This window comes from Flavobacterium sp. RSP15 (assembly GCF_003968755.1).
Lineage (GTDB): Bacteria > Bacteroidota > Bacteroidia > Flavobacteriales > Flavobacteriaceae > Flavobacterium.
In genome coordinates, this window is record NZ_RYDL01000003.1 from 322,356 (window position 1) to 347,873 (window position 25,518).

General features: G+C 36.1%; 20 protein-coding genes. 16 read left to right on the forward strand and 4 right to left on the reverse strand.

Annotated features, from left to right (window positions below; translation table 11 throughout):
• The first annotated feature begins 94 nt into the window (after window positions 1-94).
• Window positions 95-1,957 carry an ABC-F family ATP-binding cassette domain-containing protein gene (locus tag EKM00_RS05945; RefSeq protein WP_126455095.1) on the forward strand — a complete coding sequence of 621 codons (1,863 nt, stop codon included), beginning with the start codon at window positions 95-97 and terminating at the stop codon, window positions 1,955-1,957.
• A 588-nt stretch (window positions 1,958-2,545) separates the two neighbouring features.
• On the opposite strand, the gene EKM00_RS05950 is transcribed toward EKM00_RS05945, so the two are convergent.
• Window positions 2,546-4,096 (reverse strand): SDR family NAD(P)-dependent oxidoreductase, encoded by a 1,551-nt coding sequence (locus tag EKM00_RS05950; protein ID WP_126455097.1) that lies wholly within the window; start codon window positions 4,094-4,096, stop codon window positions 2,546-2,548.
• Between the two features lie 272 nt (window positions 4,097-4,368).
• On the opposite strand from EKM00_RS05950, the gene EKM00_RS05955 reads away from it, so the two are divergent.
• Window positions 4,369-5,148, forward strand: coding sequence for an O-methyltransferase (locus EKM00_RS05955; protein ID WP_126455099.1), 780 nt, complete (start codon window positions 4,369-4,371; stop codon window positions 5,146-5,148).
• Between the two features lie 52 nt (window positions 5,149-5,200).
• Here EKM00_RS05955 and EKM00_RS05960 read toward each other — a convergent pair whose 3' ends face one another.
• Complete coding sequence (locus EKM00_RS05960) at window positions 5,201-5,875, reverse strand: hypothetical protein (protein WP_126455101.1); 675 nt, start codon at window positions 5,873-5,875, stop codon at window positions 5,201-5,203.
• Between the two features lie 379 nt (window positions 5,876-6,254).
• Here EKM00_RS05960 and EKM00_RS05965 point away from each other — a divergent pair, with 379 nt between their 5' ends.
• The 7 genes from EKM00_RS05965 to EKM00_RS05995 all read left to right on the forward strand — a co-directional run bounded on the left by EKM00_RS05965 (window position 6,255) and on the right by EKM00_RS05995 (window position 14,908).
• Window positions 6,255-6,941 (forward strand): ABC transporter ATP-binding protein, encoded by a 687-nt coding sequence (locus tag EKM00_RS05965; RefSeq protein WP_126515571.1) that lies wholly within the window; start codon window positions 6,255-6,257, stop codon window positions 6,939-6,941.
• 145 nt (window positions 6,942-7,086) lie between these two features.
• Window positions 7,087-7,944 carry an ATP-grasp domain-containing protein gene (locus EKM00_RS05970; protein ID WP_126460292.1) on the forward strand — a complete coding sequence of 286 codons (858 nt, stop codon included), beginning with the start codon at window positions 7,087-7,089 and terminating at the stop codon, window positions 7,942-7,944.
• A gap of 43 nt (window positions 7,945-7,987) precedes the next feature.
• Window positions 7,988-8,557 carry a cob(I)yrinic acid a,c-diamide adenosyltransferase gene (locus tag EKM00_RS05975; RefSeq protein WP_126455107.1) on the forward strand — a complete coding sequence of 190 codons (570 nt, stop codon included), beginning with the start codon at window positions 7,988-7,990 and terminating at the stop codon, window positions 8,555-8,557.
• A 174-nt stretch (window positions 8,558-8,731) separates the two neighbouring features.
• Window positions 8,732-8,953, forward strand: a complete 222-nt coding sequence (locus EKM00_RS05980) for a DUF2795 domain-containing protein (RefSeq protein ID WP_007138072.1) — start codon at window positions 8,732-8,734, stop codon at window positions 8,951-8,953.
• A gap of 84 nt (window positions 8,954-9,037) precedes the next feature.
• The gene (secA, locus tag EKM00_RS05985) at window positions 9,038-12,379 is read left to right on the forward strand and encodes a preprotein translocase subunit SecA (RefSeq protein WP_126515572.1); all 3,342 of its coding nucleotides are present in this window, start codon (window positions 9,038-9,040) and stop codon (window positions 12,377-12,379) included.
• Between the two features lie 472 nt (window positions 12,380-12,851).
• Window positions 12,852-13,883 carry a serine hydrolase domain-containing protein gene (locus tag EKM00_RS05990; RefSeq protein WP_126515573.1) on the forward strand — a complete coding sequence of 344 codons (1,032 nt, stop codon included), beginning with the start codon at window positions 12,852-12,854 and terminating at the stop codon, window positions 13,881-13,883.
• 476 nt (window positions 13,884-14,359) lie between these two features.
• On the forward strand, window positions 14,360-14,908 hold the full coding sequence (locus tag EKM00_RS05995; protein ID WP_126515574.1) for an REP-associated tyrosine transposase: 549 nt from the start codon (window positions 14,360-14,362) through the stop codon (window positions 14,906-14,908).
• Window positions 14,909-15,202: 294 nt separating this feature from the next.
• Here the strand turns inward: EKM00_RS05995 and EKM00_RS06000 are convergent, their stop codons facing one another.
• Window positions 15,203-15,859, reverse strand: a complete 657-nt coding sequence (locus EKM00_RS06000; RefSeq protein WP_126460277.1) for a TrmH family RNA methyltransferase — start codon at window positions 15,857-15,859, stop codon at window positions 15,203-15,205.
• A 217-nt stretch (window positions 15,860-16,076) separates the two neighbouring features.
• Here EKM00_RS06000 and EKM00_RS06005 point away from each other — a divergent pair, with 217 nt between their 5' ends.
• The 5 genes from EKM00_RS06005 to EKM00_RS06025 all read left to right on the forward strand — a co-directional run bounded on the left by EKM00_RS06005 (window position 16,077) and on the right by EKM00_RS06025 (window position 23,365).
• A complete protein-coding gene (locus tag EKM00_RS06005) occupies window positions 16,077-16,769 on the forward strand; it encodes an SIR2 family NAD-dependent protein deacylase (RefSeq protein ID WP_126515575.1) in 693 nt (230 codons plus the stop codon).
• A gap of 67 nt (window positions 16,770-16,836) precedes the next feature.
• A complete protein-coding gene (gene purB, locus EKM00_RS06010) occupies window positions 16,837-18,186 on the forward strand; it encodes an adenylosuccinate lyase (RefSeq protein ID WP_126515576.1) in 1,350 nt (449 codons plus the stop codon).
• Between the two features lie 194 nt (window positions 18,187-18,380).
• Window positions 18,381-20,621, forward strand: coding sequence for a cation:proton antiporter domain-containing protein (locus EKM00_RS06015; protein WP_126456326.1), 2,241 nt, complete (start codon window positions 18,381-18,383; stop codon window positions 20,619-20,621).
• Window positions 20,622-20,874: 253 nt separating this feature from the next.
• On the forward strand, window positions 20,875-21,480 hold the full coding sequence (locus EKM00_RS06020) for an NAD(P)H-dependent oxidoreductase (protein WP_126456328.1): 606 nt from the start codon (window positions 20,875-20,877) through the stop codon (window positions 21,478-21,480).
• Window position 21,481: 1 nt separating this feature from the next.
• The gene (locus EKM00_RS06025) at window positions 21,482-23,365 is read left to right on the forward strand and encodes a monovalent cation:proton antiporter-2 (CPA2) family protein (protein WP_126515577.1); all 1,884 of its coding nucleotides are present in this window, start codon (window positions 21,482-21,484) and stop codon (window positions 23,363-23,365) included.
• 88 nt (window positions 23,366-23,453) lie between these two features.
• On the opposite strand, the gene guaB is transcribed toward EKM00_RS06025, so the two are convergent.
• Window positions 23,454-24,926: an IMP dehydrogenase gene (gene guaB / locus EKM00_RS06030; RefSeq protein WP_126454571.1), complete on the reverse strand. Its 1,473-nt coding sequence runs from the start codon at window positions 24,924-24,926 to the stop codon at window positions 23,454-23,456.
• 85 nt (window positions 24,927-25,011) lie between these two features.
• On the opposite strand from guaB, the gene EKM00_RS06035 reads away from it, so the two are divergent.
• Both EKM00_RS06035 and EKM00_RS14705 read left to right on the forward strand, forming a co-directional pair.
• A complete protein-coding gene (locus tag EKM00_RS06035; RefSeq protein WP_158614735.1) occupies window positions 25,012-25,293 on the forward strand; it encodes a cation-transporting P-type ATPase in 282 nt (93 codons plus the stop codon).
• A gap of 6 nt (window positions 25,294-25,299) precedes the next feature.
• Window positions 25,300-25,449, forward strand: a complete 150-nt coding sequence (locus tag EKM00_RS14705; RefSeq protein WP_158614884.1) for a hypothetical protein — start codon at window positions 25,300-25,302, stop codon at window positions 25,447-25,449.
• Window positions 25,450-25,518: the final 69 nt, after the last annotated feature.

Consider the following 25,518-nt stretch of genomic DNA (forward strand, 5'->3'; position numbering starts at 1 on the left):
AACTTGAAACCTAATATAAATGAATTACTTTTGCAAAAAAGTTATGTTTAGTAATGCAGGCATCTCTTATAATTTATAACTCATACCCTACAAAGTGAATTACTTATCTGTCGAAAATATCTCTAAATCTTTTGGAGAAAGAACACTTTTTGAAAACATTTCTTTTGGAATTAGTAAAGACCAAAAAATCGCCTTCATTGCCAAAAATGGCTCTGGAAAAACGACTATCATGAGCATCATTAACGGTTTGGAAGAATCAGATACCGGACAAGTTGTACTCAGAAAAGGTATCAAAATGGCCTTCCTTTCGCAAAATAACAATTTGCAGGAAGAATTGACGATTGAAGAAAGCATTTTCGCATCGGATAATGAGACTTTGAAAGTGATTGAAGCGTATGAAAAAGCATTAGAAAATCCGGAAGATGAAGAAGCCTACCAAAAAGCTTTTGACGGAATGGATCAGCACAATGCGTGGGACTTTGAAACACAATACAAGCAAATCCTGTTCAAACTGAAGTTGGAAGATTTCAAACTGAAAGTAAAAAATCTTTCTGGTGGACAGAAAAAAAGACTTTCATTAGCTATTATTTTGATCAATCGTCCCGATTTATTAATTCTGGATGAGCCTACCAACCACTTGGATTTAGAGATGATTGAATGGCTGGAAAGCTATTTTACTAAAGAAAATATTACGTTGTTTATGGTGACTCACGACCGTTTCTTCTTGGAGCGTGTTTGTAACGAAATCATCGAACTGGATAACGGAAAATTATACCAATACAAAGGAAATTACTCGTATTATTTAGAGAAAAAAGAGGAACGCATTGCATCAGAAAATTCGAGTGTGGATAAAGCGCAAAACCTTTTTGTAAAAGAACTGGAATGGATGCGTCGTCAGCCGAAAGCGAGAACGACCAAATCTAAATCCCGTCAGGATGATTTTTATGACATCAAGGAAAAAGCACAAAGTCGCCGTCGTGAAAATAAAGTAGAGCTTGAAATTAATATGGAACGCATGGGAAGCAAGATTATCGAGCTTCACAAAATCTCCAAAAAATTCAAGGATCATGTGATCATGGATAATTTCAGTTTTGATTTTCAACGTGGCGAACGCATTGGAATCATTGGGAAAAACGGAACTGGTAAATCTACTTTCTTGAATTTATTGACCGGAAACGTTTCGCTTGATAGCGGTAAAGTGGTGATTGGCGAAACGATAAAAGTGGGTTACTACACACAAAGCGGAATAAACCCAAAACCGGGTCAACGTGTGATTGATGTAATTAAGGAATATGGAGAATTCATTCCATTGATGAAAGGAAAATTGATTTCGGCTTCACAATTGTTAGAGCGTTTCTTGTTTGATGCTAAAAAACAATACGATTTCGTGGATAGATTGAGTGGTGGAGAATTGAAACGTTTGTACTTGTGTACGGTTTTGATTCAGAATCCAAATTTCTTGATTCTGGATGAGCCTACGAATGATTTGGATATTGTAACGCTGAATGTTCTAGAAAGCTTCCTTTTAGATTATCCGGGTTGCCTTTTAGTTGTTTCTCACGATAGGTATTTCATGGATAAAATTGTGGATCACTTATTCATTTTTAGAGGACAAGGTGTAGTGGAAGATTTTCCTGGAAACTATTCTGATTTTAGAGCTTATGAAGACAGTGCTGATGTTGCTCAAAAAGAGGAAAACAAAGCGGATAAGAAGGACTGGAAACAAAATAATCCAACCGGAAACCTGACGTTCAACGAGCAAAAAGAATTCCAGAAAACCGAGAAAGAAATCAAAGATTTAGAGTTTCAGAAAATAGCTATTGAGCAATTATTCTCAGACGGGAAAATTGCCGACACCGACATTGAAAAGAAAGCGAACGAATTGAAAAACATCATCAATAAAATTGAAGAGAAAGAGGAGAGATGGTTTGAACTGAGCGCGAAGATAGAAGGCTAGAGTGATTGCGAGGCACGAAGCAATCCCATTTGTTGCTCTCGTTATGTGATTGCTTCGTGCCTCGCAATGACAAAACTGACTAATTATCAATACACAACCCTAATATTTTTAGCGGTAACGCTAGAAATGTTGGGGTTGTGTTTTTTTTAGAAAAAACAGTGATTACAAATTAGTAAGAAATATTAGAATTAATAGAAAGTCCATTCGATGCTTTGTAGTTTTATTTTCACAGCTATCCGAAAGTTTTAATAAAAATCAAAAATTCCCTTCCTAGCTCATCTAAACAGGCTCTAAGTATTTTATTACCCTGAAAAAAAGTCTGGTTTAAATATAATTTCAGATTTTTTCCTTATTTTTTTGCAGCCCCGCTCTTCAAAGCATACAATAGTTCTTGATTATGCTGCGCAAATGTCTCTGACTTTGCGCCCGCTCTTCAAAGCATACAATAGTTCTTGATTATGCTGCGCAAATGTCTCTGACTTTGCGCTCACAATAGTAATCACAAAAAAACCACAACAAATTTAATTCTGTTGTGGTTCTTTTATTTTTAACCATTTTTAATTCCTCCTTCGGGGGTTAGGGGGATTTCTACCAAGGAATCGGATTGTAATCTTTCAAAAACTTCCCGCACCAATGTTTTCCTGTATTAATACCGTCAAACAACGGATCCATAACCCGTGCTGCGCCATCTACAATATCCAATGGCGGTTGAAAATCTTCTTCTTCCTGTTTTCTTTTGGCTAATTCTGCAGGATCTTCGTCGGTTACCCAGCCGGTATCAACCGCATTCATAAAAATGCCGTCTTTTGCTAAAGTTCCTGAGGAAGTATGTGTCAGCATATTCAAAGCAGCTTTGGCCATATTGGTATGTGGATGACGGTCTTCTTTGAAAAAGCGATGAAACTTCCCTTCCATCGCCGACACATTAATGATGTGTTTTTTTCCAGTGTTCTCTTTCTTCATCACTTCCGAAAGGCGGTTACATAATACAAAAGGCGCCACGGAATTTACCAGTTGCACTTCGATCATTTCTGTGGTTTCTATTTGTCCCAAACGTAAACGCCAGCTGTTGGTTTTTCTCAAATCGACTTGCTGTAAATCGGCATCAAGTTCCCCTTCCGGGAAAACTTCATTTGCCACCAAAGCATTATCAAACGAATACGGAATTTGAGACAATTTAGCGGAAGCCCGCAACCCAATTCCAGGTTCTGGTCCGTGCCAAGTCACCGGCATATTCTGATTGGAGGAAGCCCCTGCTGTCAAAACTTTTAATTCATCCAGACAATTCGTATGATCCAGTAATAATTCTTGTGCCTGTTGCGGCAAAGAACCGATAGAACGCTCCTCATTTTCCATTAGATGCGTATAAAATCCCGCAGGACGCCTCACCGTTTGCGCTGCATTATTAATCAGAATATCCAAACGCTCATACTTTTGCTCTATAAAATTGCAGAAAATCTCTACACTTGGAATGTGTCGCAAATCCAATCCGTGAATTTTCAAACGATGTCCCCAATCCATGAAATCGTCTTCCTTAGAAAAACGCAATGCGGAATCCACCGGAAAGCGAGTCGTTGCAATAACGGTTGCTCCACCACGCAACAACATCAATGTAATGTGATATCCAATTTTTAGACGAGAACCTGTGATAACGGCAACTTGCCCATTTACATCTGCGGTTTGAAAACGTTTGGCATAATTAAAATCGCCACAATCGGTACACATTGTATCGTAAAAGTGGTGCATTTTAGTAAACTCCGTTTTACACACGTAACAGTTTCGTGGAGTTTCCAGTTCCAATTGTTCTTTGTTCACAAGATCATTGTAAGCCAAAAGTTTTGGCGCCATAAAAACACTTGCTTCACGCGCATGGCGGATTCCGGTTACCTTACGGGCGGTTCTGTCACGCTTTTCCATTTTGCGTTTAGCAGCCACTTTACCGTCTTTTTTTCTCCGAGAAAGCTCGTCACGATCGGGTCTGGAAAACATACCTGCCGCTTTGATTAAAGCGGTGCGTTGCTCTTTTGGAATATCAAATATTTGATCCGTATCCGTATTCAATTGTGCTAAAATAGCGATGCAGCGGTCAATTTCTTCAGAGCTTATCGTAGTTTTATGTTCTATTTGTTCAATCATCATCGTAAAAAAAATGGATATTATTCTTGTGTAAATTCCAAGGGCGCAAAGATAGCCTTTTTAAAGTCGTAATGTTTCAAAGCAATACAGTCGGAAGTCGAAGCGCAAAGATGATAGAATTGTATTTTGACTTTCGACTATTATCTTACTATCTTCGCACCCACAATGTTCTTTCACCAAGATGCACGAAGCAACCGCAAAGATTCACAAAATTGAAAAACTCAGTGTATCTTCGTGTTTTCTCTCTGAGAATCTCTGTGTAACAAAAAAGTTTCATGCTGTTTCAAATCAAATCGTATTTACAATTCCTTTGGCACTCAAAAAATGAGCATGCGGTGCATTCGCCATTTGTGTTTACTTTATTGACGAGATGCTTTTATGATAAAAAATCAAAACCGGAATATACGATTTTAAGAAAATATAGAAACTCGCTTTTAGCAAATAATAATACCATTGAAGTCACTGATTTTGGTGCGGGTTCCAAAGTGTTTAAATCGAATTCCAGAGTAATTGCCAAGATTGCCAAAACAGCAGGAATTTCTCCCAAGCGAGCTGAATTACTTTTTAGAATCACCAATTATTTTCAACCGGACTCTATTTTAGAAATTGGAACTTCATTGGGATTGGCGACTTCTGCCCTAGCTTTAGGCAATTCAAAAGTCCAAATAATCACTTTAGAAGGTTGTCCTGAAACCGCTAGACAAGCTCAATTGCAATTTAAAAAATTCAATTTCAATACTATATGTTCCGAAATAACAGAGTTCAATGCTTATCTGCAAAACTGTACACTGAACACTGAACACTTTTCTTTAATTTACTTCGACGGCAATCACTCCAAGAAAGCAACATTAGACTATTTTGAAGTATTACTTCCTACCATTACGAACGAAACCCTTTGGATATTCGATGACATTCACTGGTCGCCAGAAATGGAACAAGCTTGGGAAATTATAAAAAACCATCCCAAAGTAACGGTAACAATTGACACATTTCAGTGGGGATTGGTATTATTTAGGAGAGAACAACCAAAAGAACATTTTGTGATTCGAACCTAAAAAAAGTGACAGCCATTGCTGACTGCCATTTTCAATATCGAATAACTACTTTTTATTCTTTAGCTTTTTTCATTTCTCCAGATTTTGCTCCCATTCTGTTTAGCGTATAAATTGGTGCAAATTTTAATTTTAAACCCGAAATTTTTCTGTTAGCATCCACTGAAAGTCCTTCTTTTTCAACTGTATTTTTTCTACTGTCCAATGCTTCATACATCAATTTGATTTCGTCCCAGTCTTCACGAGAATACTTATCTTTATTCGTTTCAACAGCATCTACAAATTGCTGGTACACGCTAAGAATATTGTCTTTATCCACCCAAGCAAAACTCATATCCTCACCCACTTTCCCTTCACCAAATAAAGCGTTCCTCATTTGTTGTTTTGAGTTTGCAGCAGCGGCGGCTTTATCTTGAGCCTCTATTTCGGCTTCGTATTTTGCTTTCAAAGCCTCGTATTTAGCATTTGCTTCATCAAGGTATTTCTGCGCCTCCGCATTGTCTTTCATATTTCCCAATGCTGCCTTTGCATCACCACTTTTTAATTGATACGTAGCTTCAATTCCTCGCCAGTTTGCTTTAGCATCCTCGGAAGAAACATTCCCTAATGAATCCACATACATCACATAAGAATCCACTATTTTCTCCGCTTGCTCTGTTTTTTCATCTTTACAGGAGGCAAATCCTAAAGCGACTACCGCTATTCCTAACACCATTTTTGTACTTTTCATAACTTCTTGATTTGATTAATACTTTTAACAAAAATAAGTAATATTATTATATTATCAATTATAACCAAAAAATGTTATAAATAATTAAAATAATTACGAAATAAACACCAATAAAGTGTGAATTATACAAATTTATACTATAATAACATAAAATTTAATAGAATGATTTAACGTATTAAAAAATACATTTACAAAGAAAATAGAAAAAAACGCAAGTGCTTCATTAATAAAAAATTATCTGACCGCATAAATCTAAGCTCAAAATGTAACAAATTTAAAAAACATCTACTTATTAATAATTCAAAAGTCTTTTGTACTTTTAAAATCTAATTTAATAGCACCCTACGCACCGTCGAAGGTCAAAAAATCATACATTCTAATGGCAAACCCGCTAATCAAAATAACCAATATCAAACGAGATTTTGTGCTTGGAAATGAAATTGTATATGTTCTCAAAGGCATTGATTTAGAAATAAATAAAGGCGAGTACGTAGCATTAATGGGACCTTCAGGATCCGGAAAATCTACCTTAATGAATTTATTAGGTTGCTTAGACACGCCAACTTCTGGTAATTACATCCTGAATGGGAAGGATGTCAGCCAGATGAAAGATGATGAATTAGCCGAAATTCGCAATAAAGAAATAGGATTTGTTTTCCAAACTTTCAATCTTTTACCCAGAACTACCGCACTAGACAATGTAGCTTTACCCATGATTTATGCCGGTTTCTCTAAATCTGATAGAAATAAACGCGCCACGGAAGTTTTAGAACAAGTAAATCTTGCTGACAGAATGGATCACCAACCCAACCAACTTTCAGGAGGTCAACGCCAGCGGGTGGCAATTGCACGTGCCTTGGTCAATAAGCCGTCCATCATTTTAGCGGATGAACCTACAGGAAATTTAGACAGCAAAACCTCTCTTGAAATCATGAAACTTTTTGGAGACATCCATACCAATGGGAACACCGTTATTTTAGTAACGCACGAAGAAGAAATTGCCGCGTATGCGCATCGAATTATACGATTGCGTGACGGAATTATTGAAAGCGATACGACCAAATAATTTTTTTTAGGAGCTTTTTCCGGCTATACGCTTGTATCTCTTTCTTTTTTAAAAAGAAAAAAGAAACAGGATACCGCTTCTATCCGGGCTAAAAAATCTCACTTACAAATATCTTTTAAACCCCAAATAAAAACTAGTACCTAAAATGAATATCGCCATACTAACCTGCCAAAAACTTCCCGATTTAAATCCTGAAGATCAAAAAATAATTCCTGCACTAGCCAAACATAATATTAACGCCAAAGCGGTGATTTGGAGTGACAAAACCATTAACTGGGCTGATTTTGATTACCTAATTTTTCGCAATACTTGGGATTATTTCGAAAAAGAAACCGAATTTAATATTTGGCTCCACCAAATAGAAAAACTAGGTATCAAAACACTTAACCCGATTGAAATAATCAAACAAAACATACACAAGTTTTATTTGCGTGAAATGCAAAAGCAAGGAATCACAATATTACCAACCGTATTTATTGACAAAACAGACACTCTGAATCTAGCTGAACACCTACCTTCCCATTGGAAAAAAGCAGTCATAAAACCTGCATTTTCGGCAGGATCGTATCTCACTGAAGTTTTTGAAACATCAGATAGTGAAGAAATAAACCAGAAATATGCGACCATAGCTGCAGAGAAAGAATTGCTGTTACAGGAATTTATGCCGGAGATTCAAACTCTAGGTGAAACTTCATTTATCTTTTTCAATAAAAAATTCTCTCATGCGGTTAACAAAAAGCCGGTAGATGGAGATTTTAGAGTACAGTCCCTATTTGGTGGTATCTATAATTTGGTACATCCCAGTTCAGAATTGATTGAAAAAGCACAAAAAGTTGTTGATACTTTTCAAGAGAACTTACTGTACGCCAGGGTAGATGGGATACTGATTGATAATGAACTTTATTTAATGGAAATTGAATGCATTGAACCTGATTTATATTTCAATTTAAGTGAAGGTTCACTGGAACGATTTGTTACGGCAATAGTGGAATTAATACAGTAAATTTGTTTCCATCAAACAAATTACAAATTAACACAAACCTTGGATGAAAGTATATACAAAGACTGGTGATAAAGGAACCACGGCACTTTTTGGCGGAACCAGAGTCCCAAAAGATCATGCACGAATAGAAAGTTATGGTACGGTAGACGAATTGAATTCTCACATTGGACTAATCCGAGATCAGGAGATGAATTCCCATTACAAAGAAATTCTAATCGAGATTCAGGATCGTTTGTTTACAGTAGGCGCTATATTAGCAACGCCACCGGAAAAAGAAGTACTGAAAAACGGCGAACTTCGTTTGAAAAAACTCGGAATAATTGAATCAGATATTGAACTGTTGGAAAATGAAATTGACAGCATGGAAGAAGCATTACCACCCATGACTCATTTCGTACTTCCTGGCGGACATACAACCGTGTCATATTGTCATATAGCACGTTGCGTATGCCGTAGAGCGGAGCGTTTAGCAGTTCATTTAAGCCACAACGAACCGGTTGCAGAAATCGCAATAAAGTACCTGAACCGACTTTCTGACTACCTTTTTGTGTTGGCACGAAAGTTGTCTCATGATCTGAAAGCTACGGAAGTTCAATGGATTCCTAGAAAATAATTTGCAGCATTTAAGGTCTTTTTCAGTTGTATTTATAGTGAAAAAATGCAAACTTTTTAACCGCAAAATTTAAATCAAAAAAAACGTTCTTAACTTTTTATTAAAATAAATGATTTTTTACTTGTCTTTTTCAGTAAAAAATTTATTTTTGCACAAAACTAAACAGACAACAAGATGTATTGGACATTAGAATTAGCATCCTATCTAAGTGATGCACCGTGGCCTGCTAACAAAGACGAACTTATTGACTACGCTATTAGAGCAGGAGCTCCATTAGAAGTAGTAGAAAACCTTCAGTCTATAGAAGATGAAGGCGAGATATATGAATCAATGGAAGAAATTTGGCCAGATTATCCTACAGACGAAGATTATCTTTGGAATGAGGATGAATATTAAAAAGTAAACCAAGAAAAAGTCTCTAAAGAGGCTTTTTTTTTGTTTAAATTTACAGAATTACACAAACAGAAATAAAAACATATTATGAGTTTTATAAATAGTATTATCAAAGTCTTTGTTGGGGATAAATCTCAAAAAGATGTGAAAGCTTTACAGCCGTATCTTAACAAAATTAAAACTTTTGAAACTCCTCTAATGGCATTATCTAATGATGAGCTTAGAGCGCGTACTGCATTTTTCAAAGAAAAAATAAAACAAGACCGTTCTGAAAAAGATGCTAAAATTAGTGCTCTGAAAGTAGAAGTTGAAAGTATTGAAGATATCGACAAACGAGAGGATATTTACGTCGCTATTGATGCGCTGGAAAAAGAGGCTTATGATATTTCGGAAAAAACGTTGTTAGAAATTCTTCCGGAAGCTTTTGCTGTAGTCAAAGAAACGGCTAGACGTTTCAAAGACAGTACACAAGTAATTGTAACTGCCACTGCAAAAGACCGTGAACTTTCGGCAACAAAAAGCTATATAACTCTAGATGGAGACACTGCGATCTGGGCAAATTCTTGGAGTGCTGCGGGTAAAGAAATTACTTGGGACATGATTCACTACGACGTACAATTAATTGGCGGAATGGTTTTACATGAAGGAAAAGTAGCAGAAATGCAAACAGGTGAAGGAAAAACATTAGTGGCAACTTTGCCGCTTTACTTAAATGCATTGACAGGAAACGGAGTACATCTAGTGACTGTCAACGATTATTTGGCAAAAAGAGATAGTACATGGAAAGCACCTTTATTTGAATTTCATGGTATGTCAGTAGAATGTATTGACAATTATCAGCCAAGCTCAGAAGGACGAAAAAAAGCATACGATGCTGATATCACGTACGGAACCAATAATGAGTTTGGTTTTGACTACTTGAGAGATAATATGGCACATTCTCCAGAAGATTTAGTGCAAAGAAAACACAATTATGCGATTGTCGATGAAGTCGATTCTGTTTTGATTGATGATGCAAGAACACCATTAATTATCTCAGGTCCAGTTCCTCAGGGAGATCGCCATGAGTTTAACGAATTGAAACCGAAAATTGAAAATTTGGTTAGTTTACAACGTCAATTGGCAAACGGCTTCCTATCTGAAGCTAAAAAATTAATAAAAGAAGGAAATACCAAAGATGGTGGATTCCAATTGTTAAGAGCCTACCGAGCATTACCAAAAAATAAAGCATTGATTAAATTTTTGAGTGAAGAAGGAATTAGACAATTGCTTCAAAAAACCGAAAATCAATACATGCAGGATAACAAAAGAGAAATGCACAAGATTGATGAGGCTTTGTATTTTGTTATTGAAGAAAAAAACAATCAGGTAGAACTGTCTGACAATGGTATCCAATTCCTTTCCGGAGATACTGATTCTGACTTTTTTGTACTTCCGGACATTGGAACCGAAATTGCCGCTATCGAAAAAAGAAAACTTGATAAAGATGCAGAAGCGGAAGAGAAGGAAAAATTATTTCAAGATTTCGGAATCAAAAGTGAGCGCATCCACACCCTGACACAACTTTTGAAAGCATACGCTTTATTCGAAAAAGATGTAGAATATGTAATCATGGACAACAAAATCATGATTGTTGATGAGCAAACGGGACGTATCATGGACGGTCGTCGGTATTCTGACGGTTTACACCAAGCCATTGAAGCCAAAGAAAATGTAAAAATTGAAGCAGCAACACAAACATTTGCAACAGTTACATTACAGAATTACTTCAGAATGTACAACAAACTGGGAGGAATGACAGGAACAGCCTCTACTGAAGCAGGTGAGTTGTGGCAAATATACAAACTGGACGTGGTAGAGATTCCTACGAACAGACCAATGGCCAGAAAAGATAAAGAAGATTTTATTTATAAAACTACTCGTGAAAAATTCAATGCCGTAATCGAAGACGTTTCAGAATTATCTAAAGCAGGGAGACCGGTTCTTATTGGCACAACTTCAGTAGAGATTTCAGAATTGTTAAGCCGAATGTTGAAAATGAGAGGTGTTGCACACAATGTCTTGAATGCAAAAATGCACAAACAAGAAGCGCAAATTGTTGAAGAAGCAGGGAAACCTGGTGTGGTAACAATTGCAACAAACATGGCGGGTCGTGGTACCGATATTAAATTATCTGCCGAAGTGAAAGCCGCAGGTGGATTAGCAATTGTAGGTACGGAACGTCATGATTCGCGTCGTGTAGACCGTCAGTTACGTGGTCGTGCAGGACGTCAGGGTGATCCTGGAAGTTCTCAGTTTTATGTTTCTCTGGAAGACAACCTCATGCGTTTGTTTGGTTCTGAAAGAGTGGCAAAAGTAATGGACCGAATGGGATTGCAGGAAGGCGAAGTGATTCAGCATTCCATGATGACTAAATCGATCGAACGTGCCCAGAAAAAAGTAGAAGAAAATAACTTTGGTGTTCGTAAGCGTTTACTGGAATATGATGATGTCATGAATGCGCAACGTGAAGTAGTGTACAAACGCCGTCGTCATGCCTTGTTTGGAGAGCGATTGAAATTGGATATTGCCAACATGCTGTATGACACCTGCGAACTTATTATTGATCAAAACAAAGCGACTAATAATTTCAAAAACTTTGAGTTTGAGTTAATTCGTTATTTCTCTATTACATCACCGGTTACTGAAAGTGAGTTCATAAAACTCAGCGAAATGGAATTAACAGGTAAAGTGTACAAAGCTACATTAGAATATTACACCGAAAAAACAGTACGAAGCGCGAGAGAAGCATTTCCTATTATAAAAAATGTTTACGAAGACAAAAACAACCAATTTGAACGCATTGTAGTTCCATTTACAGATGGAATCAAATCGTTGAATGTAGTTACTGATCTGAAAAAAGCCTACGAAACTGAAGGAGCTCAACTTGTTGCTGATTTTGAAAAAAATATTACCTTATCTATTGTAGATGAAGCTTGGAAAAAACACTTGCGCAAAATGGATGAGTTGAAACAATCGGTACAACTTGCGGTTCACGAACAAAAAGATCCATTACTTATTTACAAACTCGAGGCGTTCAATTTGTTTAGAGCCATGATAGACAATGTAAATAAAGAAGTGATTTCGTTCTTGTTCAAAGGGGATTTACCGGCTCAAGAAAACCAACAAATTCAAGAAGCGAAAGAAGTACGTCAACAAGACGATTATCAATTGAGCAAAGACGAGATTGTGAGTAGCGAAGCAGCCAACCGTGAGGCCGGACAAACCCAACAACGTCAAGTAACCGAAACGATTGTGCGCGATATGCCAAAAATTAATCGTAATGACAACGTAACTATTCAAAACGTGGCTAACGGACAAACACAAGAAATGAAATACAAAAAAGCAGAGAGTCTAATCGCTTCAGGACAATGGGTTATCGTGAACTAATAACCGTTTCGATACCTTAAATTAAATTCCTCAATTACGAAAGTAGTTGGGGAATTTTTTTTATCCTGAATTTATTTCAGGATCTAATTTCTGGAGCCATTCCCGCCCTACGCTGCAAGCTATTTGGTCGCCCACCCATTTTCTAGGCGCTGGCAGGAGCTTCCTTTGATCGCTCTGCCACCACCAGAAAAAAGTGGTTGGCAACCGGCATGCGTTTTTCGCTGCGGTCAGGGCAAGGGGTTTTGCGATACATAAAAGAGCAGCGATCAAACACACGTTTACAAAAAAAAACTTACAATAAATAAAAAATGCGTTTAATGATTTGTAAAGAATTATTTATATATTTGGAAAATAATAAAGCGATACAAACCTTCGCCAATCTACCCATATTTGGGTGTATATACGAAGGTTTGTATCGCCTATATACTAGTTAGCGATAATTTTGAAGGACACAGAAACTTAAAGAACAATAATGAAATTCATATTATTTTTACTCATTTTTTTTAAAACTACAATTGTAACTTTTGGTCAGCAAAATAATGTTGAGAAACAAATTGATATTTTAATTTCAGCCAAAACAACAAAACAATTTAATGGAATAATACTTATTTCCCAAAAAGGAAAGACAAAATATTCAAAAATGTATGGCTATTCGGATATTGACAAAAAAAAGGTCTTAAGAATTAATGACCAATTTGTTATCGGCTCAATTAGCAAACAATTTACAGCCGTTTTAGTGCTTCGGGAATTTGACAAAGGACATCTAGACTTATCTACGCCAATTCATACTTATTTACCAGAGTTGACCCAAAGTTGGGCAGACACAGTTACTGCTCATCATCTATTGACACATATGCACGGTATAACCCAAATTGACAGACCAACAACCTTTAAAGTTGGAACTCAATATTCATATTCACAAATTGGCTATGATTTATTAGCTAAAATAATTGAAAAAACTTCGGGGAAATCATTTGCAGAACTTTCAAAAAACTTATTCAAAGAATGTGGAATGAAAAATACTTTTCATCCAAATATTAAAGAATATGATAATTTGGTAAAAGGCTACACGGAAATTGAAAGTGGTAAGCTTGAATTTGAAAATAAAACTTTTCAAAACTATGTTGCCGCAGGTTCTTTCATATCAACCGCAAAAGATTTAAATATTTGGAACAAAATATTTTATAGTGGAAAATTATTAGAAAATGAAACTATGAAAATGTTAGAAACAAAACAACAAGGTGCAGTCAGAAAGCATCCAATTTTTGGAATTACAGAATATGGTTATGGAATAACTATTGACACAAATGAGAATATATTACAATTAGGACAGACAGGCTTTGCTCCTGGATTTGTTTCAATGAGCTATTACTTTCCGAAAAGCCAAACAAATGTCATTGTACTTGAAAACATTGCATATGATACTGATGATTTAAAGAAAACGTTTTATTATCATACAGAGATTTTGAAGATTATTAGAAACGAAATAAAAAACTATCGCTAACAGCTAGGGATTCGTTGCGTGCGCAGCACGAACAATGAAACCCGGGTTGAACAGAACCGATTGTACGTCCGTCAACACTATGGAGTTGTCGTAAAGATTTTAGAGCGTTTTTCAAGAGGATTTATAGTTCTGTTATTTTATATCCTTTATATTTCACTAACAAACCCCCCGCTAGCGCGAGCGTCTCGCTCGTGCCCACAAAGTAAACACAATATTAATGCGAATCAAGGGTTTAAAAAGAAAGAAATATCTGTTTAAAATTATATTAATAAGCTGATAACCAGTATATTTATAGTGTATCTAACGCACGTTTAAATATATGATTAATCAGCCTAAAGCCCTAAAATTAATAAAAATCTACTCAATAATCTGCGACAGATTTGAAAAAGATTTAAAATATACTTGCGAACGTTTTAGCAACCCCGCTAGCGCGAGCATCTCGCTCGTGCCCACAAAGCAGAAACAATATAAACTAAATGAGCACAAAATATAAATTTGGAGAGAAAACGGGAGCTTATTTTGTGAGCTTCGCAACTGTAAATTGGATTGATGTATTTACTAGAGACGCATATTTTTGTAATATTATTGAGTCATTGGACTTTTGTCGAAAGAAAAAGGGAATGGAGATTTACGGCTATTGTATTATGCCTAGTCATGTGCATTTAATATTTCGTTCCGAAAATGGAGACCCATCAGGATTGATGCGTGACTTCAAAGGTTTTACATCAAAAAAATTGCTCAAAACAATTGAAGAAAACGCTCAAGAAAGTCGAAGAGAATGGATGCTTTGGATTATGGAACGAGCAGGAAAAAAGAATAGCAATGTAAAGCATAGACAATTTTGGCAACAGGATAATCATCCCATTGAGATTTGGTCGTTAAAAGTTTTTGAACAAAAGCTTACCTATATTCATCAAAACCCTGTAGAATCTGGTTTTGTAACCGATCCGATAGATTGGAAATATAGTAGTGCTAGGAATTATGGAAATAACGACCAAACGATTTTAGAAATTGATTTGAATTGATTTAGATTGTGGGCACGAGCGGGACGCTCGCGCTAGCGAAGGTCTAGAATCAGACAGTCTATAGAATCTCTTTTTAATTAGTTGATTAAAAACACAAATATTCAAAGAGCATGCAAAGTTAGATCCGCAAAAGGATTATTAGTGCAGCTGCTTGGCAAGATAGCAGCTGCCTTTATAAACTTAATATTTTAACCCTTGATTCGCTTTATTTGTCATTGGAAATAACGGCGTCTATCGCTATAAAATGAATCCGAACAATATAAAAGACATACAACTAGAAAGTGAAACAACGTTTTAATGCTCCTCAAAATACCGTTCTTCAATTCGCTTAATGTCTTTTATTGAATTTTTGGCCCAAGCCAATCGCTTTTCTAAAATTTCATTTTCGGATAAATGCCAATCAATATTTGAATTGCGCAATCGATTCGTCAGGTTTTGAATGATGATTGCCGCCGAAACCGAGATGTTTAAACTCTCAGTAAAACCCACCATGGGAATTTTTAGAAAACCATCGGAGCGCTTCAAAATTTCTTCTGATAATCCGTCTCTTTCTGTTCCAAAAAATAAAGCGCTGGGTTTCGAAATGTCAAAATCTTCCATCAAACAATCATTCTCATGTGGCGTGGTAGCGATTATTTGATATCCTTTACTTTTTAACGCGTCCACACAGTTTGTAATGCTGTCGAAGGTATTGATATCGACCCATTTTTGGGCGCCCATGGCAATTTCCTTGTCGATACTTTTTCCGTAGCGTTGCTCGATAACGTTCAACTCCTGAATTCCAAAAATCTCGCAGCTTCGCATCACTGCACTGGTATTGTGCATTTGAAAAATATCTTCTACAGCAATCGTAAAATGCTTGGTTCTGTTTTCCAATACTTTCAAAAATTTTTCTTTGCGATTATCAGTCAGGATATTTTCAAGAAAATTAAGGTAATCGATGTCAATCATTAGAATATTTATTTATGCAAAAATAGTAAAAAAGACTAGCTTTATAGCTTCCAAAATAGATTCTGATTGCTGCTTTTGGGATTGTTCCATAAAAGCTGAATTATAAATGATTGCGGAATTTGCGTGAGGGATAGAGGCGGTATCCTTTTTGGGCTTTTTAGCCAAAAAGATAAAGCTGAAAGCCCGACCCTTGTGGTCACGCCCAAATGGATATAAAATGAAAAAGAAATTAGTGGTTTTGACAGGAGCAGGAATTAGTGCCGAAAGTGGCATCAAAACCTTTCGGGATAGCGACGGACTTTGGGAAGGGCATAATGTGCTGGATGTGGCCACTCCAGAAGGTTGGCATAAAAACCCGGCTTTGGTGCTGGATTTTTATAATCAAAGACGAAAACAACTCAAGGAAGTGCACCCTAATTTAGGCCACCAAATTCTGGCTGAATTAGAAAATGAATTTGATGTTTTCATCATCACACAAAATGTAGATGATTTACACGAACGCGCCGGAAGCACGAATGTGTTGCATTTGCACGGCGAATTGTTGAAAGTAAGAAGCACCAAAAACCCAAATTACATTCTGGATTGGCAGGACGATTTGAATTTTGGCGATTGCGATGAAAATAAAAATCAATTGCGTCCACATATTGTTTGGTTTGGCGAGGAAGTTCCAGCACTTGATCAAGCCATTAGAATTAGTGAAGGTGCAGATTATTTTGCGGTGATTGGGACATCTTTGCAAGTGTATCCTGCAGCCGGATTAATCGATTTTACAGCCCGCGAAACACCTATTTTTTATATTGATCCAAAACCCATAAAAATTCCAAATCTCCGAAATCCATTAGATGTGATTCCTGAAGTGGCATCAGAAGGAATGAAAACACTAAAAAAGAAGCTAATCGGCTTTATTTAAAAACCATTCGTTTTCTATTTTGTCACGAAAGGGTTATATTTGCGCCTTTCGAACAAACAACAAAACAATGACTACTTTAAACGAATTGAATGCTATTTCTCCTATTGATGGAAGATATAGAAACAAGACTATTTCGCTGGCTCCATTTTTCTCTGAAGAAGCCTTAATCAAATACCGTGTATTGGTTGAAATTGAATATTTCATTGCTTTGTGCGAAGTACCTTTACCTCAACTTGCAACCGTAAACCCAGATGTATTCGACAGTTTACGTAATATTTATAAAAACTTCTCTACTGAAGATGCCCTTTGGATCAAAGAGACGGAGAAAGTAACCAACCACGACGTAAAAGCGGTAGAATATTTCATCAAAGATGCTTTTGAAAAACTAGGCTTATCCCAATATAAAGAGTTTATTCACTTTGGATTAACATCTCAAGATATTAATAACACGGCGATTCCGCTTTCGACAAAAGAAGCTTTCGAGAAAGTATACATGCCTTCCTTGATCACTTTGACATCAAAATTAAAAGATTTAAGTATCGAATGGCGCGATATTCCAATGCTTGCCCGTACCCACGGACAACCGGCTTCACCTACTCGTTTGGGTAAAGAAATTGGTGTTTTTGTAGAACGTCTGGAAGAACAAATGCGTTTGTTGTTTAATATTCCTTTTGCAGCTAAATTTGGTGGTGCAACTGGAAATTACAATGCGCATCATGTGGCGTATCCTCAAATTGACTGGAGAAAATTTGGAGGAAAATTTGTGGAGGACAACCTTGGTTTACACCACTCCTTCCCTACTACTCAAATTGAACATTACGATCATTTTGCTGCATTTTTTGATGCGTTGAAAAGAATAAATACGATCATCATTGATTTGGACCGAGACATTTGGACGTATGTTTCGATGGAATATTTTAAGCAAAAAATCAAAGCGGGAGAAATAGGTTCTTCGGCTATGCCACATAAAGTTAATCCTATTGATTTTGAAAATTCAGAAGGAAATTTAGGAATGGCCAATGCGATTTTCGAACATTTATCAGCTAAATTACCTTTGTCTAGATTGCAACGTGATTTAACGGACAGTACCGTTTTGAGAAATATTGGTGTACCAATAGGACATACGTTAATCGCTTTTGAAGCTACTTTGAAAGGCTTGAACAAATTGTTATTGAACGAGCCAAAATTCCACGAAGATTTAGAAAAAAACTGGGCCGTAGTTGCCGAGGCAATTCAAACAATTTTGCGTCGTGAAGGATATCCTAATCCGTATGAAGCATTAAAAGGATTGACCAGAACCAATGAAGCTATTGATAAAAAAGCGATTCACGGTTTTATAGCAACACTTGAAGTTTCGGATGCCATTAAAGCTGAATTAATGCAAATAACTCCTAGTAATTTTTTGGGAATCAGCTAAAAAAAAATAACCCGTCTTCTTATTAAATTCTGCTTCTATAAAATTTTAACGTTTTATGGGAGCAGAATTTTCTTTTAAGACTAAAATTATCATAAAAAAAAGTTATCCTTTAACGTTTTTTTTGATAAATAATAATAAAATTATATATTACAACAATACCAAAAAACATTTAATACAAATCAGTACATCCATCAATGAATCCCATAGAAGCAACATCACAAATAACACAACATTTACATCCTCTGATCAGTGATTTAGGATTAATATTAATGACCGCTGCAGTTGCGGTACTTTTATTCAAAAAAATAAGACAACCTTTAGTCCTAGGATATTTAATCGCTGGTTTTTTAGCGGGGCCAAATTTTATTTTTTTCCCATCAGTACAAGAAATAAACAGTATCGAAGTCTGGGCTGAGATTGGTGTTATTTTCCTTTTATTTAGTTTAGGCCTGGAATTTAGTTTTAAAAAACTGATGAAAGTTGGAGGTACTGCCGCTATAACGGCGCTGTTTCAAATAACCACTATGATCGTTTTAGGGTATCTCGTCGGACAATGGATGGGATGGTCCTTGATGGATAGTATTTTTTTAGGCGCTATTTTATCGATGTCTTCAACAACAATTATTCTTCGTGCTTTTGATGAGCTGAATGTAAAGGGGAAAAAATTTGCTGGAATTGTTTTTGGAACCTTGATAATAGAGGATATTGTAGCCATTTTGCTGATGGTCTTACTTTCAACAATAGCGGTGAGTAAACAATTTTCAGGAATGGAGTTATTCGAATCTGTTTTAAAACTCTTTTTCTTCTTAATATTATGGTTTGTAGGTGGTATCTTTTTCATACCCACCCTTCTTAAAAAAGCAAAAAATTTATTCAATGAGGAAACCCTATTGATAATATCAATCGCACTCTGTTTAATGATGGTTATCTTAGCTACAAAAGCAGGTTTTTCCCCAGCACTAGGTGCCTTTATAATGGGCTCTATCATTGCTGAAACCATTCATTCAGAAAGAATTGAGCATTTAATTAAACCCGTAAAAGATTTATTTGGAGCTGTTTTCTTTGTATCGGTAGGAATGTTAATCAACCCAAATACTTTAGTAGAATATGCAGTCCCTGTTGTAGTAATCACGTTAATTACAATTTTTGGAAAATCGATAAGTACGATGTTTGGAGCGCTAATTGCCGGTCAGCCCCTAAAGCAATCAGTCCAGTCAGGGATGAGTTTAGCACAAATTGGCGAGTTTTCTTTTATCATTGCCACCTTGGGAATGACATTAAAAGTGACAAGTGATTTTGTGTATCCAATTATTGTTGCAGTTTCAGCAGTAACGACTTTCACTACCCCATTTATGATCAAAATAGCGTTGCCAGTTTATGAACGCTTAATAAAAATACTGCCTAAAAAATTGATAGATGCTATAGATCGATATAGTGTGAATTCACAATCTGTAAAAACGACCAGCAATTGGCAGATTGTTTTGAAAGCAAAGTTGTCACAAATTGTGGTTCATTCTGTAATTATTATTGCCATAATTATTTTATCTGACCGTTATATTATTCCAATGACAGAAAGTTCTAAATTTGGAAACGCAGCAGCAGCCTTGGTAACATCTATAATAATAGCTCCTTTTTTATGGGCATTATCCTTCAGAAAAGTGGCGGTAGAGCAGATTGAAGCTTTGCAAAAAGCAGGCAAACATCGTGGTCCAATAATGGTATTGATTCTAATCCGAATTAGTTTAGGAATCTTTTTTATTGGCTTCTTATTAAATAATTTTTTATCGCCTTGGATAGCCTTCGTCGCTTTGATCGCCGCAATATCTGTTTATTTATTGTTCCCAAAAAAATTAAACACTTTGTACAATAAAATTGAGCTTCACTTTTTTCGAAATTTCAATGATAGAGAAATTTCTCAAGCACAGAAGAAACGAAGTGATTTAACTCCTTGGGACGGGCATATGGCATTTTTCGAAATTACCAAAGAATCAAATCTGGCAGGTAAAGCATTGAATGAACTTGAAATCCGAGAAAACATGGGTATTAATATTGCTTTTATAAAACGTGGAGGTATTACTATAAATATTCCTGATGGCAATGAACGCGTATTTCCCGGTGATGAAATTTGCGTCATTGGAACCGATGACCAAGTTCAAATATTTAAATCTTATCTGGATCAAAATGAATTTGAAGTTCCTGAATTAGTACAAGAAACCGCTATAATATTAAAACAAGTAGAACTAGAAAATGAAGAATTTATCGGAAAAAGCATTCGGAAATCACAGCTAAGAGAAAAAACGCATGGTCTGATCGTCGGAATTGAAAGAAATGAAAAACGGATTCTTAACCCGAATTCGGATATTATCTTAGAGAAAAATGATATTCTTTGGATTGCAGGAAACGAAAAATTACTTACTGCCTTTTTTGAAAAGTAAACCAAGGTCTTTTGTTGTACTCCAAGTTTGATGAAATTATAATTCAACAGGGTCCTCTTTTATTTGAGATGTATTTTACCAACGTCTAAAATAAATTATTATCTTTATTAAGAGCCGTTCTCAATAAATCTATCGATTTTTTTGCCGGGATTTCTTGTTTTATTTGTAGGAGTACTGCAGCAATTAATATCATTATTAAATTTTAAATCCGAAAAAAAATATAATTCAATAAGCTAATCACTTTATCAATTTTATGTCAAAAAACAAAATATTAATCCTATTTTCCCATCCACTTTACGAGAAATCGCACGCAAATAAAGCCTTGGTGGAAAATATTCCAGAATCAGAAAACATAACTTTTCATGATTTATACGAAGAGTATCCTGATTTTGATATTGATGTAAAACACGAACAGGTTTTGTTAAGTCAGCATGACATCATCATTTGGCATCATCCCATGTACTGGTATAGTTGTCCGCCATTGATGAAACAATGGATTGATATGGTACTGGAACACAACTGGGCGTACGGAAAAAAAGGAAAGGCCTTGCAAGATAAAATTATTTTTCAAGTAATTACAACCGGTGGAGACAAAGAAAATTATTGCAAAACCGGCAGTGAACGGTACAGTATTCCCGAATTGCTCGAACCGTTTAACCAAACTGCAAAAGTATGTAACATGATATATTTACCCCCTTTTGTTGTGCATGGCACACACAATATGTCCAAAGATGATTATAAACAAAACGGTTTAATGTATGGCCATTTTCTAGATTACATAAACAACAATAATTTAGATACGGAAGTACTTTTGCAGTACCATTATTTAAACGAATGGTTTGCCACAATACAACAATAACATGGATACCAATTTTTTACTTCAGGCTATTATTTATTTATCAGCTGCCGTTATTTGTGTTCCTATTGCTAAAAAATTAGGATTAAGTTCTATTTTAGGCTATTTATTTGCCGGTATAATAATTGGCCCTTATGTAATGGGATTTATTGGTCAGGAAGGCCAGGATATTATGCATTTTGCTGAATTTGGCGTTGTGATGATGTTGTTTTTAATTGGTTTAGAACTGGAACCCAGTAAGTTTTGGAAAATGAGGAAATTTATTCTTGGAATGGGTTCCGCACAATTACTTGGGACAACGCTTCTTCTATTTTTTGGATGTCTTTATTTTATGGATTGGAAATGGGAAACCACACTGGCCGTTTCCTTAGCGCTCGCATTATCCTCTACGGCCATTGTATTGCAAACTTTAAAAGAAAAAGGATTATCTAATACTTCCGTGGGACGTTCGTCATTTGCTGTTCTTCTTTTTCAGGACATCGCCGTAATTCCGATTTTAGCTTTTCTGCCGCTTTTATCTACCGTAAATCTTGAAACTACAAATGAAATTCAACAATCCTTAATTACAGGGTTTCCCAGCTGGTTGCAAACTTTAATAGTCATCGGAAGTATATCGACAATATATTTTGCAGGCCGCTTTTTATTTGTTCCGCTACTGCATATTATCGCCAAAACTCGGTTGCAGGAATTGTTCACCGCATCGGCATTGTTATTAGTTGTAGGCGTTTCTTATTTGATGCAGCTGGTTGGGTTAAGTCCCGCTCTAGGAGCATTTATGGCTGGAGTCGTACTGGCCAACTCTGAATTTCGTCATGAGCTGGAAGGGGATATTGCTCCGTTTAAAGGATTACTGCTTGGTCTTTTTTTTCTTGGAGTAGGCGCATCGATAAACTTTAAACTGATTCTTGACAATCCCCTTTTCATATTTGTTTTTGGAGCTATTCTTACTTTGGTTAAGTTTTTCGTTTTATTTATAATCAGCCGCTTTCATAAAAAGAAAATAGACCAAAACCTATTATTTGCTTTTGGGTTAAGTCAGGCAGGAGAATTTGGTTTTGTAATCATGAGCTTCTCTATGCAGCTAAACATCATTCCTAACATTTTGGCCAATCAAATCATGGCCGTTATTGCTATGAGTATGATAGCAACACCTTTTTTACTGTTAATAAATGAACGCTTAATTTATCCTAATTCAAAATTTCAAGAAAAGGAAACAAAAAAAGACAGTGATTATATTGATGAAGACAATCCTGTAATCATAGCTGGTTTTGGTCATTTTGGCAGTACAGTTGGCCGCCTATTAAGAGCCAATAACGTAAAATCAACGATCCTAGATTATGATTCTGATCGAATAGATGTATTACGAAAAATGGGATTCAAAGTATATTATGGAGATGCCACTCGTTTAGAATTATTGAAAGCTGCAGGTTGTGATACTGCCAAACTTTTTATTGCTGCCATTGATAATCCTACGGTAAATTTGCAAGTAATTGAAACCTTAAAAAAACACTTCCCAAATTTAAAGATCTTAACTCGTGCCCGAAACCGAATTGATGCCTATGAATTAATTGACCATAAAGTAGAACACATTTATCGGGAAACGTTATACAGTGCGGTCAATATGGGGGTAGATGCCTTAGTAGAATTAGGTCACAGGAAATATACCGCTACCAGACAAGGGCAGCAATTTATAAAATATGATGAAATTACCACCCGAAAATTGGCGGAAAAACGTCATGATAAAATGGCCTATCTGATCACCGTAAAAGAAGAAATTGAATTACAGGAACAATTGTTGAAAAGTGATATTTATTCCCAAGTTGCTGCCACCAATCACAGTTGGGACAGCGAGCATTTGAAAAACAACTTAGCAGATACTACAGAATAACGATTTTCCGAAAACTAAAAAAAGACATAATTAAAACCTTAAGCGGAATTAATTATGCCTTTTTTTATTGTTTAAAAAAAACTAAAAATTATCTTGAATAATTAGGCGCTTCTTTTGTAATGGTTACATTATGAGGGTGACTTTCATTGATTCCGCTAGCTGTTATGCGAACAAAACGACCGGTTTCCTGTAAAGTTGGAATGTCTTTAGAGCCACAATACCCCATTCCGGCACGAAGACCACCAATAAATTGTTGCATGCTTTCGTTCAATTCCCCTTTGTAGGGAACCCTTCCTACAATTCCTTCCGGAACCAGCTTTTTTACATCATCTTCCACATCTTGAAAATAACGGTCTTTAGAACCTTCTTGCATTGCTTCAACAGAACCCATTCCACGATACGACTTAAATTTTCTGCCTTCGAAAATAATAGTTTCTCCTGGCGATTCCATGGTACCTGCTAATAATGATCCTAACATTACACAATCAGCTCCTGCAGCAATAGCTTTTGGAATATCTCCAGTGTAACGAATTCCACCATCAGCAATAACTGGAACTCCAGAACCTTTGATCGCCGCAGCTACTTCAAGAACAGCTGAAAACTGAGGAAAACCAACGCCTGCTACAATACGAGTCGTACAAATAGACCCTGGACCAATCCCTACTTTTACTCCATCTGCACCATTTTCAACTAGATATTTAGCGGCTTCAGCAGTGGCGATATTACCAACAATAACGTCTAAGTTAGGGAATTTCGCTTTAACTAATTTTAGTACATCGACAACTCCTTTTGTATGTCCATGAGCAGTATCGATAATAACTGCATCTACTCCGGCATTAACCAAAGCAGTAGCCCTTTCAACAGCATCGGCAGTTACACCTAACGCTGCAGCTACACGTAAACGTCCGTATTTGTCTTTGTTTGCATTTGGTTTTTGAGTCAATTTAGTGATGTCTCTAAAGGTAATCAGGCCCACTAATTTATAATCAGCATTTACTACTGGAAGTTTTTCAATTTTATGACCTTGCAAAACTACTTCTGCTTGTTCCAGAGAGGTACCTTCGGCAACAGTTACTAAGTTTTCACTGGTCATAACCTCAACAATAGGTCTTGAACTATTTTTTTCAAAACGTAAATCTCTATTGGTAACGATTCCTTTTAATATCTGATTTTCATCTACAATTGGAATACCTCCAATACCAAATTCTTTCATGGCATTTTTGGCATCTGCTACTGTTGAAGTTAATGGCAAAGTAACGGGATCGATAATCATACCGGATTCGGCTCGTTTTACTTTTCTAACTTTCGCAGCTTGCTGTTCGATGGTCATATTTTTATGCAAAACGCCTATTCCGCCTTCTTGAGCCATCGCAATTGCCATCGCACTTTCGGTTACGGTATCCATAGCAGCGGATACAATAGGAACATTTAACGTTATATTTCTTGAAAATTTGGATTGAATACTCACTTCGCGAGGAAGCACATTTGAGTAGTTGGGAACTAATAGAACATCATCGTAAGTTAATCCTTCACCGATAATCTTAGAGTTGTGTGCGATCATTGCAATTGTAGTTGGAGTTTAATTGCGTGCAAATATAGATAATTTTAGGCAACAAATAGCTATCATTTCCCAATAAATAATTAAATTGCAGTTCAAAGTCAATTCTTTGGTTCTAAAATACGTCTTAGTTTCCAATCCAAAAAATAGGTTTAATTTATTTTGCTATGACAAAAACCCACACCAATTAAAAGGACTTTCTAATGAAGCCGTTTTACTTTCGAGAACAAAATTAGGCTCGAATACAATAGTGAATCAGAATAAAAATCAGTTTTTGAAATCCCTATTCGAAATGGTAAAGGAACTAATGTTCTTACTATTACTCTCCGCAACTAGTGCTTATTTCATTATTAGTGATTATGGAAACTGAATTTTGATGAGTGTAGCAATTGTATTAGTTTCAACTATTTCACTGTATCCGGAATCCAAAAGCAGAACAGCAATTGAAGCCTTAAAAAATTATCCCGACCCAAAAGCAAAGTCATTTGCAACGGCTAAATCATTGAAATTTCAAGCGAGGAAATAGTTGTTGGCAACAAAACGCAACTAGGCATAAAATAGGGCAATCATTCGGCAACTCTTGAATTATGAAAAA